14 protein-coding genes, 1 tRNA gene and 1 pseudogene are annotated in these 14,171 nt (G+C 61.4%); 12 read left to right on the top strand and 4 right to left on the bottom strand.

Annotated features, from left to right (window positions below; all coding sequences use genetic code 11):
• The first annotated feature begins 69 nt into the window (after positions 1 to 69).
• On the top strand, positions 70 to 1,212 hold the full coding sequence (locus tag NKH42_RS01975; RefSeq protein ID WP_352506003.1) for an alpha-hydroxy acid oxidase: 1,143 nt from the start codon (positions 70 to 72) through the stop codon (positions 1,210 to 1,212).
• A gap of 46 nt (positions 1,213 to 1,258) precedes the next feature.
• Here the strand turns inward: NKH42_RS01975 and NKH42_RS01970 are convergent, their stop codons facing one another.
• Together NKH42_RS01970 and NKH42_RS01965 are read right to left on the bottom strand one after the other, a co-directional pair.
• Positions 1,259 to 1,573, bottom strand: coding sequence for an antibiotic biosynthesis monooxygenase family protein (locus NKH42_RS01970; protein ID WP_352506004.1), 315 nt, complete (start codon positions 1,571 to 1,573; stop codon positions 1,259 to 1,261).
• Between the two features lie 745 nt (positions 1,574 to 2,318).
• The gene (locus NKH42_RS01965; protein WP_352506005.1) at positions 2,319 to 3,212 is read right to left on the bottom strand and encodes a LysR family transcriptional regulator; all 894 of its coding nucleotides are present in this window, start codon (positions 3,210 to 3,212) and stop codon (positions 2,319 to 2,321) included.
• A 150-nt stretch (positions 3,213 to 3,362) separates the two neighbouring features.
• Between NKH42_RS01965 and NKH42_RS01960 the strand changes: the two genes are divergently transcribed.
• The 6 genes and pseudogenes from NKH42_RS01960 to NKH42_RS01935 all read left to right on the top strand — a co-directional run bounded on the left by NKH42_RS01960 (position 3,363) and on the right by NKH42_RS01935 (position 7,890).
• Positions 3,363 to 3,569, top strand: a complete 207-nt coding sequence (locus NKH42_RS01960; RefSeq protein WP_352506006.1) for a hypothetical protein — start codon at positions 3,363 to 3,365, stop codon at positions 3,567 to 3,569.
• Between the two features lie 63 nt (positions 3,570 to 3,632).
• Positions 3,633 to 4,739, top strand: a complete 1,107-nt coding sequence (locus NKH42_RS01955) for an alpha/beta hydrolase (RefSeq protein ID WP_352686462.1) — start codon at positions 3,633 to 3,635, stop codon at positions 4,737 to 4,739.
• Between the two features lie 75 nt (positions 4,740 to 4,814).
• Positions 4,815 to 5,285 carry a cyclophilin-like fold protein gene (locus NKH42_RS01950; protein WP_352506008.1) on the top strand — a complete coding sequence of 157 codons (471 nt, stop codon included), beginning with the start codon at positions 4,815 to 4,817 and terminating at the stop codon, positions 5,283 to 5,285.
• A 103-nt stretch (positions 5,286 to 5,388) separates the two neighbouring features.
• Entirely contained in the window at positions 5,389 to 5,847 is a 459-nt protein-coding gene (locus tag NKH42_RS01945; RefSeq protein WP_352686459.1) for a (R)-mandelonitrile lyase, read from the top strand.
• 27 nt (positions 5,848 to 5,874) lie between these two features.
• Positions 5,875 to 6,651: pseudogene (locus NKH42_RS01940) on the top strand (carboxymuconolactone decarboxylase family protein).
• 15 nt (positions 6,652 to 6,666) lie between these two features.
• Positions 6,667 to 7,890, top strand: a complete 1,224-nt coding sequence (locus NKH42_RS01935; RefSeq protein WP_352751813.1) for an arabinose transporter — start codon at positions 6,667 to 6,669, stop codon at positions 7,888 to 7,890.
• Between the two features lie 258 nt (positions 7,891 to 8,148).
• Here NKH42_RS01935 and NKH42_RS01930 read toward each other — a convergent pair.
• Together NKH42_RS01930 and NKH42_RS01925 are read right to left on the bottom strand one after the other, a co-directional pair.
• Positions 8,149 to 8,225 (bottom strand) — tRNA-Arg (locus tag NKH42_RS01930).
• A gap of 324 nt (positions 8,226 to 8,549) precedes the next feature.
• Positions 8,550 to 10,037: an ATP-binding protein gene (locus NKH42_RS01925; RefSeq protein ID WP_352506011.1), complete on the bottom strand. Its 1,488-nt coding sequence runs from the start codon at positions 10,035 to 10,037 to the stop codon at positions 8,550 to 8,552.
• A 334-nt stretch (positions 10,038 to 10,371) separates the two neighbouring features.
• On the opposite strand from NKH42_RS01925, the gene rpmH reads away from it, so the two are divergent.
• The 5 genes from rpmH to yihA all read left to right on the top strand — a co-directional run bounded on the left by rpmH (position 10,372) and on the right by yihA (position 14,159).
• A complete protein-coding gene (gene rpmH / locus NKH42_RS01920; RefSeq protein WP_008833937.1) occupies positions 10,372 to 10,506 on the top strand; it encodes a 50S ribosomal protein L34 in 135 nt (44 codons plus the stop codon).
• Positions 10,507 to 10,529: 23 nt separating this feature from the next.
• Positions 10,530 to 10,883 (top strand): ribonuclease P protein component, encoded by a 354-nt coding sequence (rnpA, locus tag NKH42_RS01915; RefSeq protein ID WP_352452998.1) that lies wholly within the window; start codon positions 10,530 to 10,532, stop codon positions 10,881 to 10,883.
• Between the two features lie 13 nt (positions 10,884 to 10,896).
• Positions 10,897 to 12,720 carry a membrane protein insertase YidC gene (yidC, locus tag NKH42_RS01910; RefSeq protein WP_352751742.1) on the top strand — a complete coding sequence of 608 codons (1,824 nt, stop codon included), beginning with the start codon at positions 10,897 to 10,899 and terminating at the stop codon, positions 12,718 to 12,720.
• 144 nt (positions 12,721 to 12,864) lie between these two features.
• Positions 12,865 to 13,503, top strand: a complete 639-nt coding sequence (locus NKH42_RS01905; protein WP_352452996.1) for a CatB-related O-acetyltransferase — start codon at positions 12,865 to 12,867, stop codon at positions 13,501 to 13,503.
• The gene (gene yihA, locus NKH42_RS01900; RefSeq protein WP_352472343.1) at positions 13,500 to 14,159 is read left to right on the top strand and encodes a ribosome biogenesis GTP-binding protein YihA/YsxC; all 660 of its coding nucleotides are present in this window, start codon (positions 13,500 to 13,502) and stop codon (positions 14,157 to 14,159) included. Before NKH42_RS01905 ends, yihA begins: the two co-directional genes overlap by 4 nt.
• The last annotated feature ends 12 nt before the right edge of the window (positions 14,160 to 14,171 follow it).

Below are 14,171 nucleotides of genomic sequence, written 5' to 3'. Positions count from 1 at the left end.
GGCGAGCGCGCCGGCGATCGACAGTTGCACAGGCTTGACATCAGGCCCGCCATATACCCGATTGATTTCATGAGATTGCAAAGCTGCTATAATTTTCAGGACTTCCGCCGGCTCGCAAAACAGCGCCTGCCAGGCCCAATCTTCAACTATATCGATGGCGGCGCGGACGACGAGACGACGCTGCGGCGCAACACGGCGGCTTTCGAGGACTGCGATCTCGTCCCTAACGTCCTTGCCGGCGTTGGACAGGTCGACATGTCGGTCACCGTCATGGGCCAGAAGCTGGCGATGCCGGTCTATTGTTCGCCGACGGCTCTCCAGCGGCTGTTTCACTACAGCGGCGAGCGCGCCGTCGCCGCGGCGGCGGAGAAGTTCGGCACGATGTTCGGCGTCTCGTCGCTCGGCACGGTCAGCCTGGAGGAAGTGCGCAAGCACAGGACGCCGCAGGTCTATCAGTTCTATTTCCACAGGGATCGCGGCCTGAACCGCGCCATGATGGAGCGCGCCAAGGCGTCCGGCGTCGAGGTGATGATGCTGACGGTCGACAGCGTCACCGGCGGAAACCGCGAGCGTGACCTGCGAACCGGCTTTTCCATCCCCTTTCGGCTTACGCTCGGCGGCGTGATGCAGTTCGCGATCAAGCCGAGATGGGCTATAGACTATTTGACCCACGAAAAGTTCAGCCTGCCGCAGTTGGACGGCCATATCTATCTCGGTGGCGGAGCGCTTTCCATCAGCCGCTATTTCACGGAGATCCTCGACCCGTCGCTGGATTGGAAGGATGTCGAAGACATGGTCCGCTTCTGGAACGGCCAGTTCTGCCTGAAGGGGATCATTAGCGTCGCCGATGCCAGAAAGGCCGTCGACATCGGCTGCACCGGCATCGTTCTGTCAAATCATGGCGGCAGGCAGCTGGACGGCTCGCGCAGCCCCTTCGACCAGCTGTCCGAGATCGTCGACGCGGTGGGCGACAAGATAGACGTGATCATCGACAGCGGCGTCCAGCGCGGCACACATGTGCTGAAAGCCCTGTCGTTGGGCGCCAAGGCCGTCGGCGTCGGGCGCTACTACCTCTTCCCGCTGGCCGCCGCAGGACAGGCAGGCGTCGAACGGGCGCTCGGCCTGATGCGAACCGAGATCGAACGCGACATGCGGCTGATGGGATGCAGGTCGGTGACAGAGCTTTCCAAGGGGAATGTGCGGTTTAGGTGAGGGAGCCGGGAAGTGGCGCACGGCATAAGCTTTTCGAAGTGCGATACTATACCGACCTGCCGCCGCTCCTGCCGTCCGTTTCGAAGACAGTCTCGCCGGAAACAGCATCCGTATATCCGCCTTCAAGCTGCTGCAACGTATGCCGGAACCGATCAAGATTGCCGAGCATTGTGGGCCTGGCATCGACCATGTGCTGGAAAGTGTCCCACTCTCCAATCGAGAAGAAGGCGCCATCTCCCGATTTGATGAGAGCCATTTTTCGCAATCCCTCGAAGTTGCGCGGAGCGCTGCTGAACAGTTCGACGAATTCGTCTTCACTACCCGGCTTGACCCGGAAGCGGACGCTGTTGAACGCCGTCATGTACGTTCCCCCGTGAAAGACCTGAAGAAGCTCGAATATGCGAAAGCCCTAAGGCACTCAAACCCTTCGCACACGTGTACAGGAAAATCGGAAGGTTGGCTTCAGTCACCTCCGGCCGAATGCCCCGTTTCTGGCGCTATTTTGCCAGGTAGAGGACGACGCTCGATCTCAATCGGTACGCCCTTCCGACCGGCAATGAAACGCGCTGTTAACGCCGTTCGCGGGTGACAGGATGTTGGCCGCAGTTCGAAGGTATAATCTGCGTCTCGCTGTCAGTTGCGGAGGCGAAAATGAACGTGCTTCGGATTGCGCTCTTGTGCACGGCCATGATCGACCTTGGAATGCCGGCCGTTCGTGCTGAGGATCGGCCTGTGCCGCCGAACAACGAAGCCGCCACAGTGCAGCCGCCCGTTCATTGTGAAGGCCAAAACTGTCTCCCGCCGGCGAACGATCCTGTGCAGGAATGCACCGGCCAAGATTGCACGCCAGTTCCGCCAACTGAACCAGGTCCGGAGGTCAAGCAGGCCGACTGAGCAGCTTCAGCCGACACCGCTCTTTTGGCAGGGATGGCGCTCACTCCTCGCAATCTTCCGGCCGCAGGCGATAGATTCTGTTACCTATGTTCCCGGGGTGGGCATGAGTTTAATGGCGCCGCATCGGGGCGATGATGAGAACTCTGCCTATTGCCTCTAGAACACTCCCAAATGGAGCGTGAGCCAATCGCGCGGGTTTAGATCCTGTCGCTTCATTCCCGATGCCGCAATGCGTCCACAATAATCTTGAACGCAGGAAGGTTTTGGCGGCGGCTAGGATAATAGAGGAAATAGCCATCGAAGAAGGGCGACCAGTCGTCGAGGACCTGCACCAGCAACCCTGAGGCGACGTGCCGCTCCACGATGTTCTCGGGAACATAGGCGATACCATAGCCACTCACCGCGGCGTCGATCATGGCGTAGGTGTTGTTGAAGGTAAGTTGACCGTCCACACGGACACGCAGCGCCTGTCCATCCTTCTCGAATTCCCAGGCATAAAGACCGCCGGCGGTCTCGTGGCGCATGTTGATGCAGACATGGCGGATCAGGTCCTGCGGATGGACAGGCACACCGTGCGCCGCGAAGTATCGCGGCGAAGCCACGGCGACCAGGCGCCAGTCCGGGCCGATGCGGACCGCGATCATGTCTTTCTCGACGCTCTCTCCAAGCCGGACACCGGCGTCAAAGCCTTCCTCGACGATGTTGCGGAAGGTGCTGTCCAGGATCAGTTCGACGCCGATGTCGGGATAGGCGCTGAGGACCGGCTTAAGCTTCGGCCAGACCACGCTTTCGAGCGCGTGGTCGGACAGGGTCAACCTGATCGAGCCTGACGGCTTTTCGCGGAACGCCATCAGCGCTGCGATCTCGTCTTCGATTTCACCAATGCGCGGGGCGATCGTCTGTAGCAGCCTTTCGCCCGCAACGGTCGTCGCGACATTACGCGTCGTGCGGGTCAGAAGGCGTATGCCCATGCGTGTTTCGAGCTGCTTGATCGTGTGACTGAGCGTCGATTGCGCGACGCCGAGCTTTGCCGCTGCCTTGGTGAAGCTGCGCTCTTCTGCGACGGCCTGAAACCACGTCAATTGGTTGAGATCGGTTCTGGCCATGAGCTTCCTTCGTTTGCCATCTCGCAACAGATTATTCGATGTAGTCGATTAGTTCATGCCAATTTCGACGGGTAATCGTTTTATGGCAAAACCACTAGGTTTGCACTGCAACAACGCATTACCGCGATGTCGGTGATTTGGATGACATGGATGTCGCAAAATGCGGACGATGCGCCCGAGGCCGCCGGCAGCCTGATGGTCGCGGCGATCCAGGCTTCGATCCTTCTGGGCGCGATAGTCGGAGGGGTGCTGCTGGATGGCCTGACGATCTCCGCGACCTTTATCGGCAGCGTGGTTCTGGCCGGCTTTGCAATCGCGCTGATCGGCACCGGCCGGCGTCTGCTCGAGCCCGAATGACCGAGAGGGACTGGCCAAGGCGGCGAGTGGCTCAATTCAACCCAAACCTACAGGAGATCGGAAATGCCTATGAATACCCCTGATACGAAAACATCAGAGCGTGCAATCCACCGGCGCGAGCTTTTGAAGCTGACCGGTGCCGGCGCAGCCGCCTTCAGTGCGGCGTCACTCTTCAACATTCACTTCGCAAAGGCTCAAGACATGTCGAACGGTGCAAACAATTTCTACACGAGCGATCAGGTGACGCTCGAAAAGGTCGCCTTCAAAAGCCAATACCAGATGAATGTCGCGGGGAATCTGCTCGTTCCCAAGGACCTTGACCGCAATGCACGTCATCCGGCCATCGTCGTCGGCCATCCAATGGGCGCGGTGAAAGAGCAAAGCGCGACCCTCTATGCCACCAAGATGGCCGAGCAGGGTTTCATCGCCATGGCAATCGACCTGCCCTTCTGGGGCGAGAGCGAAGGCGAAGCCCGTCAGATCGTTTCGCCGGATGTCTATGCAGAAGCGTTCAGCGCAGCGGTGGATTTCCTTGGAACACGCGCGTTCGTCGACCGCAATCGCATCGGCGCGATTGGTGTCTGCGGCAGCGGCAGCTTCGTCATCAGCGCCGCCAAGATCGACCCGCGCATGCGCGCCATCGCCACGGTCAGCATGTATGACATGGGCGCGGCGAACCGAAACGCACTCAATCACTCGCTAAGCGTCGAGCAACGCAAGCAGATCATCGCGGCGGCCGCCGAGCAGCGCTACTCCGAATTCGAAGGCGGCCAGATCCAGCATACGGGCGGAACTGATCTCGAACTGACCGCGTCGACGCACCCCATCCAGCGTGAGTTCTACGATTTCTATCGGACATCCCGCGGAGAGTTTACCCCGGCGGGTGTCTCCGACCAGATAACGACCAAGCCGACGCTGACCAGCAATGTCAAATTCATGAACTTCTACCCGTTCAACGACATCGAGACGATCTCGCCGCGCCCAATGCTGTTCATCAGCGGCGATCAGGCGCATTCGAAGGAGTTCAGCGAGGAAGCCTACAGACTGGCAGCCGAGCCGAAGGAACTGGTCTGGGTCCAGGGCGCCGGTCACGTCGATCTCTACGACCGTGTGGACCTGATTCCGTTCGACAGGCTTACCAGCTTCTTCGGTCAGCATCTGGCCGCTTAACAAGGCCGTATTCGTCGAAGGGTGCGGCCGTGTGCCGGAATAATGGATATGGCCGCACCGATTGGGAGACCTTAAATGACACGCGACGCCACATGGCTTTCACGCCGCACCTTGCTGGCAGGCGCTGTCAGCTTCGCGCTTCCCTCTTCGGTGCACTCTCAGACCTCCACAACCCCGGGTACGAAAGGAGCCCCGATGCGCCTGAGATTTGTTTTTGCAGATCAGGATTTCACGGCGACGCTGGAGAACAATCCTTCCGCGCACGACCTGGTCTCAATGCTGCCGCTGGACCTGACGATCGACGACTATTCGTCCAACGAGAAGATCGCCTATCTGCCGCGCAAGCTCACCGAGGAAGGCAGCGGTCGCTTCGGGAACGAGGCGGCTGGCGATCTTTGCTACTACGCCCCCTGGGGCAATCTCGCGATGTTTCATGGTCCCTATCGTTGGTCGCGCGGCCTGATCCGGCTCGGGCGACTAGACCAGGGACCGGCGCCGCTTCTGATACGCGGAGAACATCCGCTGCGCGTCGAAATGCTTTCCTGAACCTGGAAGGCCGCTGCGCATCAGGACAATGCCGCGGGTGTCGGAAAAACCCGCATCATTCACCGGGAACAGCAAGAAGCTGCAAACGCAGAAGGAGACGAACATGAAGAAGATTCTCGCTGCCGCTGCAATCAGCACCGCCGGCCTAATGCCGGCCGAGGCCGAGACCATCGAAATCCGCACGAACGGCAGCACGCCGGCCGTGATCGGAACGGCGGACAACTTCACCGGGCAGGCGGTCATCAGTCCGCTCTATCCGCCTACCGACATGACGCGGGCGAGCACCGGACTTGTGAACTTCGCGCCCGGCGCGCGGACGGTCTGGCACAGCCATCCGGCAGGCCAGATGCTTATCATCACGGGCGGTCAAGGCTGGGTGCAGGAAGAGGGCAAGGAGCGGCGCGGCATCAATCCTGGCGATGTGGTCTGGATTCCGGCCGGCGTGAAGCACTGGCATGGAGCGACCGCGATCAGCCCCATGACGCATATCGCCTTGAGCTACATGCAGGACGGCAAGAACGTCGACTGGCTCGAACCTGTTTCCGACGAGCAATACCGCTGACGGGATAACGGAACGAAAGGCTTCATCATGAAAACCTCGACCGTTCTGGCTCTCGCTCTTTCCATGGGAGCCGTCGATACCGCCGCGCAAACCGGATCGCAGACCGGCAGCCTGTCCCGCGAAGACGTGCGAACCGTTTCGCCCGCGCTTGAGCGCTACGCCGATGAGAAGCTTGCAAATGGCCTCTGGAAGAGGCCGGGCCTGTCGCTGCGGGATCGCAGCATCGTCACTGTCGCTGCCGTGATCACGCGCAACCAGGACATTCTCCTGCCGGAGCAGGTGCATCTCGCACTCGACAATGGGGTGAAGCCGGCCGAAATCTCAGAGATTATCACGCATCTCGCCTTCTATGCCGGCTGGGGCAATGCGGTTGCCGCGACGGGCATCACGAAGGAGGTGTTCGCGGCGCGCGGTGTCGGACCCGACCAGTTCCCCAAGGCCATGGTTGATTTCCTGCCGCTGGACGAAAAAGCCGAGGCCGATCGCGCCGCCCGCGTCGCGCAAGGCACAGGACCGGCATCGCCGGGATAGGTGAGGGATACGACCGACGTATTGTTTCGCGACCTGTGGCTGCGGCCCGATCTCGCCCCGCGCGATCGCAGTCTGGTGACGGTCAGCGCCCTGATCTCGGCCGGCCAGGTCGAGCAGATTCCCTACCACCTCAACCGGGCGATGGATAATGGACTGATGCGCATGGAAGCCTCCGAAGCCATCAGCCATCTCGCGTACTACGCCGGATGGCCGAACGCTTTCTCGGCAGCCGCTGTTGCGCGCTCCGTGTTCGAGAAGCGCTCCGCCAACTGAACGCTGCTGGTCGCGATGACTCCTTTGCCCTCATCGTCCAGACCGCCGCCCTCGGCCGCCGTGACGTTGCTGCCGATCATGGCGGCCGTGTTGGCCGGCTTCCTCGTCATCGGCGCGGCCCTGCCGGTGCTGCCGCTGCATGTGAATCAGGATCTCGGCTTCGGAACTTTCGTCGTCGGCCTGGTTGCGGGCTCGCAATTTGCCGCGTCTCTGGTCACGCGCATATGGTCCGGCACCTATTCGGATGCGAATGGTGGCAAACGCAGCGTCGTCCTCGGCCTGATCGCCGCCGCCGGTGCTGGATTGCTGTATCTCCTGTCCTTGACCTTCGTGAGTTCGCCAACCCTCTCTGTTGCGATTCTTCTGGTGGGACGTGCGGTGCTCGGTGGAGCCGAAAGCTTCATCATCACCGGGGGCGTGAGCTGGGGATTGGCAATGGTCGATTCCGGCCATGCGGGGAAGGTCATCGCCTGGGTCGGCACGGCCATGTTCGCGGCGCTCGCCTTCGGCGGTCCGCTCGGCACGATGCTCTTTGTACCGTACGGCCTTGCGGCGATCGGCCTTATCACGACCTTGGCGCCACTGCTCGTTCTGCTGTTCCTATTGCGAGCGCCGAGTCCGCCTGTCCTATCGGCACGGACGAGATCCACTTTTGGCGGCGTGATTGGAGCGGTCTGGCTACCCGGACTTGGCGCGGCGCTTAGCAGCATCGGCTATTGCGCCATTCTCGCATTCAGCTCGCTCCTTTATGCCAATCACGGCTGGCAGCCCGTCTGGCTTGCCTTCACTGCCTTTGGCGCGGCGTTGATCGTGGCGCGAATGATGTTTGGCCATCTACCGGATAAGTTCGGCGGCGCGAGAATCGCCTTGGTGTTCGTTCTGGTGCAAGCGGCCGGATTGATCCTCATGGGATTGGCCCGAAGCACGATGATGGCATCCGCCGGAGCCGCTCTCGCGGGACTCGGCTACTCGCTCGTCTATCCCGGTCTGGGTGTCGAGGCTGTCCGTGACACCTCGCCTGAAAGCCGCGGGCTGGCAATGGGCATCTACACGGTCTTTCTCGATGTCGCGATGGCGCTAGGAAGCCCGGCGTTGGGATGGGCTGCCGATCGAGCAGGTTTGAGCGTTGTGTTCTTTATCAGCGCCGGTGTCACCTTTTGTACGACGGCCATTGCCTTGTATTTAGCCTACAGCACGCACCGAGGCCGAGGGGCGCCTGCAAAGAGGTCTTATTGGTAAACTTCGCGGCAATCAGCGGCCTTCTACGTTCGCAACCGAAGTAGATTTAGAGTGAAATGGCTGATGCCACCCAAGTGATATATGGCACGTGCCTGCTGATCAGAAATCAGCCATTCAACCCGAGAGATTCGACCTTTTCCACCGCCTAACGCCGCCGTTTCTACGCCTTTCGCTCGCGGACTATCTCCCGCTCTTTGCGCGGGCGTAGTCTGATGGGAATCGGGCTATATCGTACGATTGCGCGCTATCGGCGGTATTTGGCGCGCCCGAAGAGATTCGAACTCCTGACCCCCAGATTCGTAGTCTGGTGCTCTATCCAGCTGAGCTACGGGCGCGCAACAGGCCATGCTTGGCATAGCCCCGCGATCCGATCCTGGCGACCGGCCGCGATGTGACGTGTTCCCTAGCGACTGAATTTGCGAAAAGCAAGCCGATCCTGGCCAAAAGTTTTGCAGTCATGCTTTGCCGTCATGCGCCGGCCGGCGAAGGCAAGACCGCGTCACGCGGCGGCCGAGCCGACAAGTCGTAGTCTTGGATCGGTCATTTGCCAGTCGGAACGGTCCGTAACGAAACGAGCCGTTGCACGGCGGCCGAGCCGATGGCTCGTAGTCTCGGACCAACCCTTTGCGAATTGAAACGATCCGTAACGAAACGGTTCGTTACGCGGGGCGGCGCAGCCCGTTGCGGGCCTGGTCGAGCCGGACCGGCTGGTCGGGAATGGTGACCGCGAATGTGGTGCGGCCGCCGATCGATTCGACCAGCTCCACCGTGCCGCCATGGGCGCGGATCAATTCATGGGCGATCGCCAGGCCAAGGCCGGTGCCGCCGCTACGGGCCGAGCCGCGAAATGCCGCGAACAGGTTTTCTCGCGCCTTTGGCGGCAGGCCGGGGCCGGTGTCGGTGACGACGATGCGGCTGACGCTGCCGATGCGCTCGGCCGATATGGTCAGGCGGCGCACCACGGCGCTCTCGGTATCCGCCGCCATCGCCTGCACGGCGTTGCGGCTAAGATTGGTGAGCACGCGGAACAGCTGGTCGGAATCGGCATCGACCTCGAGCACCGGGTCGACGGCGTTGACGAATTCGATGCCGCATTCGATATCGAGCAGGCCCTGGACGTCTTCGACCAGCTGACGCAGCCGCAGCCTGCGGCGCGACGGCGGCGGCTCCTGGGTGCGGCCATAGGCCAGCACGCCCTCCGAATAGGACACCGCACGGTCGAGCGCGCGCAGCAGTTTTGGCGCGAAGGCCTGCACGGTCGGGTCCTTGACCTGGCGCAGGCGGTCCGACATCAGCTGCGCCGAGGCGAGGATGTTGCGCATGTCGTGGTTGATCTTCGACACGGCCAGGCCGAGATCGGCCAGGTGCTTCTGCTCGGTCAGCATCTTCTGCAGCCGCTCCTGCATCTGCGACAGTTCGCGTTCGGCGACGCCGATCTCGTCGGCCCGGGCGGCGGGGTGAATGATGCGGCCGGGATCGTCGGGCGCCTCGGAAAAGGACAGCATCGAGCGTGTCATCGTCCTGATCGGGCCGATCATGATCAGGTCTATCGCGGCATAGACCAGCATGGCGGTGAACAGCGAGATCAGCAGCGAGACGAAGGCGACGTTGCGCGAATAGATCAGCATGGCATTGCGCAGGCGGTGGTCGGGCATGATCAGCTCGAATTCCTTGTCGCTGTCGCCAACCGGCCCGAAAACGCGCAGCATCCGCTTGCCGCCGAAAAACAGCGTGTCCAGCGCGCCGGTCATGCCCTTGATCATGCCGACATTGGCGATATCGATATGCTCGTCGACCTGCGGCGGCATTTCGGCCACGACCAGAAGCCGCGAGACGCCGCCGTCGCGCACGGCGATCGCCTTGGCGCCGATCGCCATCAGTACGTCGTTCTGGGCGGCACGCGACAGCGAGGCAGGTTCGCCCTGCACCAGGACGATGGAAACCGCGGCGGCGGTGCTCAGCCTTTCCTTCAGCCAGCTCAGCCTGTAGCTGGCGATCCAGGGCACGAAGATGAGGATTTCGGCCAAGAGCACGAAGACGATGGTGAGCAGCAGCAGCTTCGTCGACAGGCCGCGCGCCAGCGGCACCCTGCGGGTGGCGTCCTTCGCCTGGGCGATGCTTTCGTCGGTTGCTGGGACTTCACTCATGCTCGTCGTCACGGCTGCCTGTCATCACGGCTGCTTGTCTTAAGGACTGCTCGTCTTCACGATCGCTTGATCGGGCAAGATTAGGCGATTGCGGCTTTTTTGCCAAATTCATCCTTGGTCGAAGCCGGAAAGAGGCCGCAAGGACTACCCTGCCAGTCCGACAACGCCGGCCCGACAGGCTGGATTGACTTCCAAAACCCTTCTTTCTATAAGCCCGCTCACGCTCGGGCCATTCGTCCCGGCGCGGTTTCGATCGCGCCAAAACCGGCCCGGCAAAGCTCCTGTTACAAAGTGACAGAATCAAGAAGGGCCGCACCCCGCGGTATTTAAACAAATGAAGCGTACTTACCAGCCGTCCAAACTCGTTCGCAAACGCAGGCACGGTTTCCGTGCCCGCATGGCCACCAAGGGTGGCCGCGGCGTCGTCGCAGCCCGCCGCAACCGCGGCCGCAAGCGTCTCAGCGCCTGAGCACCGAGCGAGAGACAAAATCGTTGCCCGCAACCGGCAAGCCAACGGGTGCCCATCCCAAGCGGCTTCTGAAGCGCGCGGAATTCCTGGCCGTCCGCCGTGGTGAAAAGCGCCGCGGGCGGCTTTTCCTCGTCGAGGTCCTGGGCCGCGGCGACGGCGAGGCGCCGCGTGTCGGCTATACCGTCACCAGGAAGGTCGGCAACGCCGTCGTTCGCAACCGCATCCGGCGGCGGCTGAGAGAGGCCGTGCGCACGCATGCCGCGGATGACATGGCGCCGGGCAATGATTATGTCATCGTCGGGCGCGAAGACGTGCTTACGACTCCGTTCGGCCAGTTGAAGGCCGAACTCTCCCGCAGATTGCGTGGAACACGATAGGCCAAGGGCTTCGATGGAAAACAACCGCAACTTCTTCATCACCATCGCACTGTCGGTGCTGATCCTGGCGCTTTGGCAATATTTCTATGTGATGCCGCGCAGCGAGATGCAGCGCGAAGCCGCCCGCATCGAAGAACAGCGCGTGGCGGAGCAGAAGAAGGCAGCCCAAGGCACCAGTCCGGGCGCCAGCGAAACACCGGTGCAGCCGGGCGCCATTCCGAGCGCGCCCGGCGGCGACGCGGTGACGCCGGCCGGCCGCGAGCAGGCGATTGCTTCGACGAAGCGCGTCAAGATCGACACGCCGAGCCTCGAAGGTTCGATCAATCTCACCGGCGCGCGCCTCGACGATCTCCGGCTCAAGCATTACAGGGAGACGGTCGACAAGACCTCGCCCGAGATCGCGTTGCTCAACCCGGCGTCCCTGCCAAACGGCTATTTCGCCGAGATCGGCTTTTCCGGCACGCCGGATGTGGGCAGGCTGCCCGGCCCCGACACGGTCTGGCAGACCGACGGCAATGCGACGCTGACACCAGCGACGCCGGTCACGCTGACCTTCACCAACGACAAGGGCCTGGTTTTCAAGCGCACCTTCTCGGTCGACAGCCAATATATGTTCACCGTATCCGACACGGTCCAGAACGGCGGCTCGGCACCCGCGACGTTGTCGAACTATGGCCGAGTCACCCGCTTCGACAAGCCGGCTATCGCCAGCACCTATGTGCTGCACGAGGGCCTGATCGGCGTTACCGGAAGCGAGGGCCTGCAGGAATACAAATACTCCAGCGTCGAATCGGACAAGGAGTACAAACCAGGCAAGTCGAGCGACGGCTGGCTCGGCATCACCGATAAATACTGGGCGGTGACCCTGGTGCCGCCGAGCGGCCGCGAATTTCAGCCCAAATTCTCTTATTTCGAGTTCAAAAGCGGACCCCACCCGCATAGCTACCAATCCGATTTCCTGTCCGATCCGGTCACAATCGCTCCCGGGCAATCGACGACCGTGGAGTCGGAGATATTCGCCGGCGCCAAGGAAGTTTCGACGATCAACGCCTATGAAAAGGACCGTCATATTCGCCAGTTCGACCTGCTGATCGACTGGGGCTGGTTCTATTTCATCACCAAGCCGATGTTCTGGCTGATCGACACGCTCTACAAATTCTTCGGCAATTTCGGCCTGGCGATCCTCGCCACCACCGTCATCGTCAAGGCGCTGTTCTTCCCGCTCGCCAACAAGTCCTATGCGTCGATGGCGAACATGAAGAAGGTGCAGCCCAAGATGCTCGAGATCCGCGAGAAATACGCGGACGACAAGATGAAGCAGCAGCAGGCGATGATGGAGCTGTACAAGACCGAGAAGATCAATCCGCTCGCCGGCTGCTGGCCGGTGGCGTTGCAGATTCCGGTGTTCTTCTCGCTCTACAAGGTGCTCTACATCACCATCGAGATGCGGCACGCGCCGTTCTTCGGCTGGATCCAGGATCTGGCGGCGCCGGACCCGACATCGATTTTCAACCTGTTCGGGCTGATCCCGATCACCTTGCCGCACATGCTGATGATCGGCGTCTGGCCGCTGATCATGGGCGTGACGATGTTCCTGCAGATGCGCATGAACCCGACGCCGCCGGACCCGACGCAGGCGGCGATCTTCACCTGGATGCCCGTGATCTTCACCTTCATGATGGCGGGTTTTCCGGCCGGTCTCGTTATCTACTGGGCCTGGAACAACACGCTGTCGATCCTGCAGCAGGGCGTGATCATGAAGCGGCAGGGCGCCAAGATCGAACTGTGGGACAATCTGGTCGCGCTGTTCCGCAAGAAACCGTCGCCGGCGGAATAGCCGGCGCTCCGATGATGCGAAACCAGAAAGCCCCGGTTCGTCCGGGGCTTTTTGTACAGGCTGGCGGTCTGGATTAAGCGATTGGTACGGCCGGGCGGATCGCGCTATTTTGACCTGGCTGGCAGTTGCCCGACGGAGCTCGATATGACCGGACCCAATCCATCGATCAAGCATCCGATCCCGTTGCACACGCGCGTCGGCTTTCTGAAACCGCTGGTAACGGCGCCGAACATCGAGATCGGCGATTTCACCTACTATGACGACCCTGACGGGCCCGACAAATTCGCCGAAAAATGCGTGCTGCATCATTACCCGTTCATCGGCGACAGGCTGGTCATCGGCAAGTTCTGCGCCATTGCCGAAGGCGCGCGCTTCATCATGAACGGCGCCAATCACGCCATGTCCGGTTTTTCGACCTATCCGTTCAACATCTTCGGTCACGGCTGGGAGGAAGGCTTCGACCCGGCGACATGGTCGAAGGAGGTCCGCGGCGACACGATCGTCGGCAATGATGTCTGGATCGGCATGGAAGCGGTGATGCTGCCGGGCGTGAAGATCGGCGACGGCGCCATTGTCGCGGCAAAGTCGGTGGTGACGCACGATGTGCCGGCCTATGCGATCGTCGCCGGCAATCCGGCCAAGGTGGTAAAGATGCGCTTCGACGACAGGACCATCCGGCGGCTGCTGGCGCTGGCGTGGTGGCACTGGCCGGTGGAAAAGATCAGCCGCAATCTCGATGCCATTCGTGGCAGCAACATTTTTCTTCTGGAGGCAGCGGTTTGAACGCGTTGAACAAGACCACGATCGGCATCGAATTGTTCACGCGAGCCTGGATATTCATCCGCGGCGTGCCGGCGATGAAATTCCTGCCGCCGGAGGGTCCGCCCGAGATCGCCTTTGCCGGCCGCTCCAATGTCGGCAAATCGTCGCTGATCAACGCGCTGGTCAACCAGAAGGGGCTGGCGCGCACCTCCAACACACCGGGCCGCACGCAAGAACTCAACTATTTCGTGCCGGGCGGATTTTCGGGAGAGGGCGCCGACCTGCCGCCGATGGCCCTGGTCGACATGCCGGGCTATGGCTACGCCACGGCGCCGAAGGAAAAGGTCGACGAGTGGACGAAGCTCGTGTTCGACTATCTGAAGGGCCGGGTGACGCTGAAGCGCGTCTACGTGCTGATCGATGCCCGCCATGGCATCAAGGCCAAGGACGACGAGGTGCTGTCGCTGCTCGACAAGGCGGCGGTGTCGTATCAGATCGTGCTGACCAAGACCGACAAGATCAAGGCGGCGGGGGTACCGCGACTGGTCGAGGAAACGCTTCAGAAGATCAAGAAACGCCCGGCGGCCTTCCCCTTCGTGCTCGCCACGTCGTCGGAAAAGAGCGAGGGCCTCGAGGAACTGCGTGCGGCGATCGTGCTCGCCGCCAATGGCGGATAGGCAACGGCCTCC

Origin of the sequence: Mesorhizobium sp. M1142, from assembly GCF_040318565.1 — a bacterium.
Taxonomy (GTDB): Bacteria; Pseudomonadota; Alphaproteobacteria; order Rhizobiales; family Rhizobiaceae; genus Mesorhizobium.
This window is presented reverse-complemented; position numbering and strand designations above follow the sequence as displayed.

Excerpts from the sequence above, each read along its gene's own strand:
- NKH42_RS01950 (WP_352506008.1), top strand. The coding sequence starts at position 4,815 with ATGACACGCGACGCCACATGGCTTTCACGCCGCACCTTGCTGGCAGGC.
- NKH42_RS01975 (WP_352506003.1), top strand. The coding sequence starts at position 70 with ATGAGATTGCAAAGCTGCTATAATTTTCAGGACTTCCGCCGGCTCGCA.
- NKH42_RS01965 (WP_352506005.1), bottom strand. The coding sequence starts at position 3,212 with ATGGCCAGAACCGATCTCAACCAATTGACGTGGTTTCAGGCCGTCGCA.
- NKH42_RS01905 (WP_352452996.1), top strand. The coding sequence starts at position 12,865 with ATGACCGGACCCAATCCATCGATCAAGCATCCGATCCCGTTGCACACG.
- NKH42_RS01970 (WP_352506004.1), bottom strand. The coding sequence starts at position 1,573 with ATGACGGCGTTCAACAGCGTCCGCTTCCGGGTCAAGCCGGGTAGTGAA.
- rpmH (WP_008833937.1), top strand. The coding sequence starts at position 10,372 with ATGAAGCGTACTTACCAGCCGTCCAAACTCGTTCGCAAACGCAGGCAC.
- NKH42_RS01945 (WP_352686459.1), top strand. The coding sequence starts at position 5,389 with ATGAAGAAGATTCTCGCTGCCGCTGCAATCAGCACCGCCGGCCTAATG.
- NKH42_RS01960 (WP_352506006.1), top strand. The coding sequence starts at position 3,363 with ATGTCGCAAAATGCGGACGATGCGCCCGAGGCCGCCGGCAGCCTGATG.
- yidC (WP_352751742.1), top strand. The coding sequence starts at position 10,897 with ATGGAAAACAACCGCAACTTCTTCATCACCATCGCACTGTCGGTGCTG.
- NKH42_RS01935 (WP_352751813.1), top strand. The coding sequence starts at position 6,667 with ATGACTCCTTTGCCCTCATCGTCCAGACCGCCGCCCTCGGCCGCCGTG.
- NKH42_RS01955 (WP_352686462.1), top strand. The coding sequence starts at position 3,633 with ATGCCTATGAATACCCCTGATACGAAAACATCAGAGCGTGCAATCCAC.
- NKH42_RS01925 (WP_352506011.1), bottom strand. The coding sequence starts at position 10,037 with ATGAGTGAAGTCCCAGCAACCGACGAAAGCATCGCCCAGGCGAAGGAC.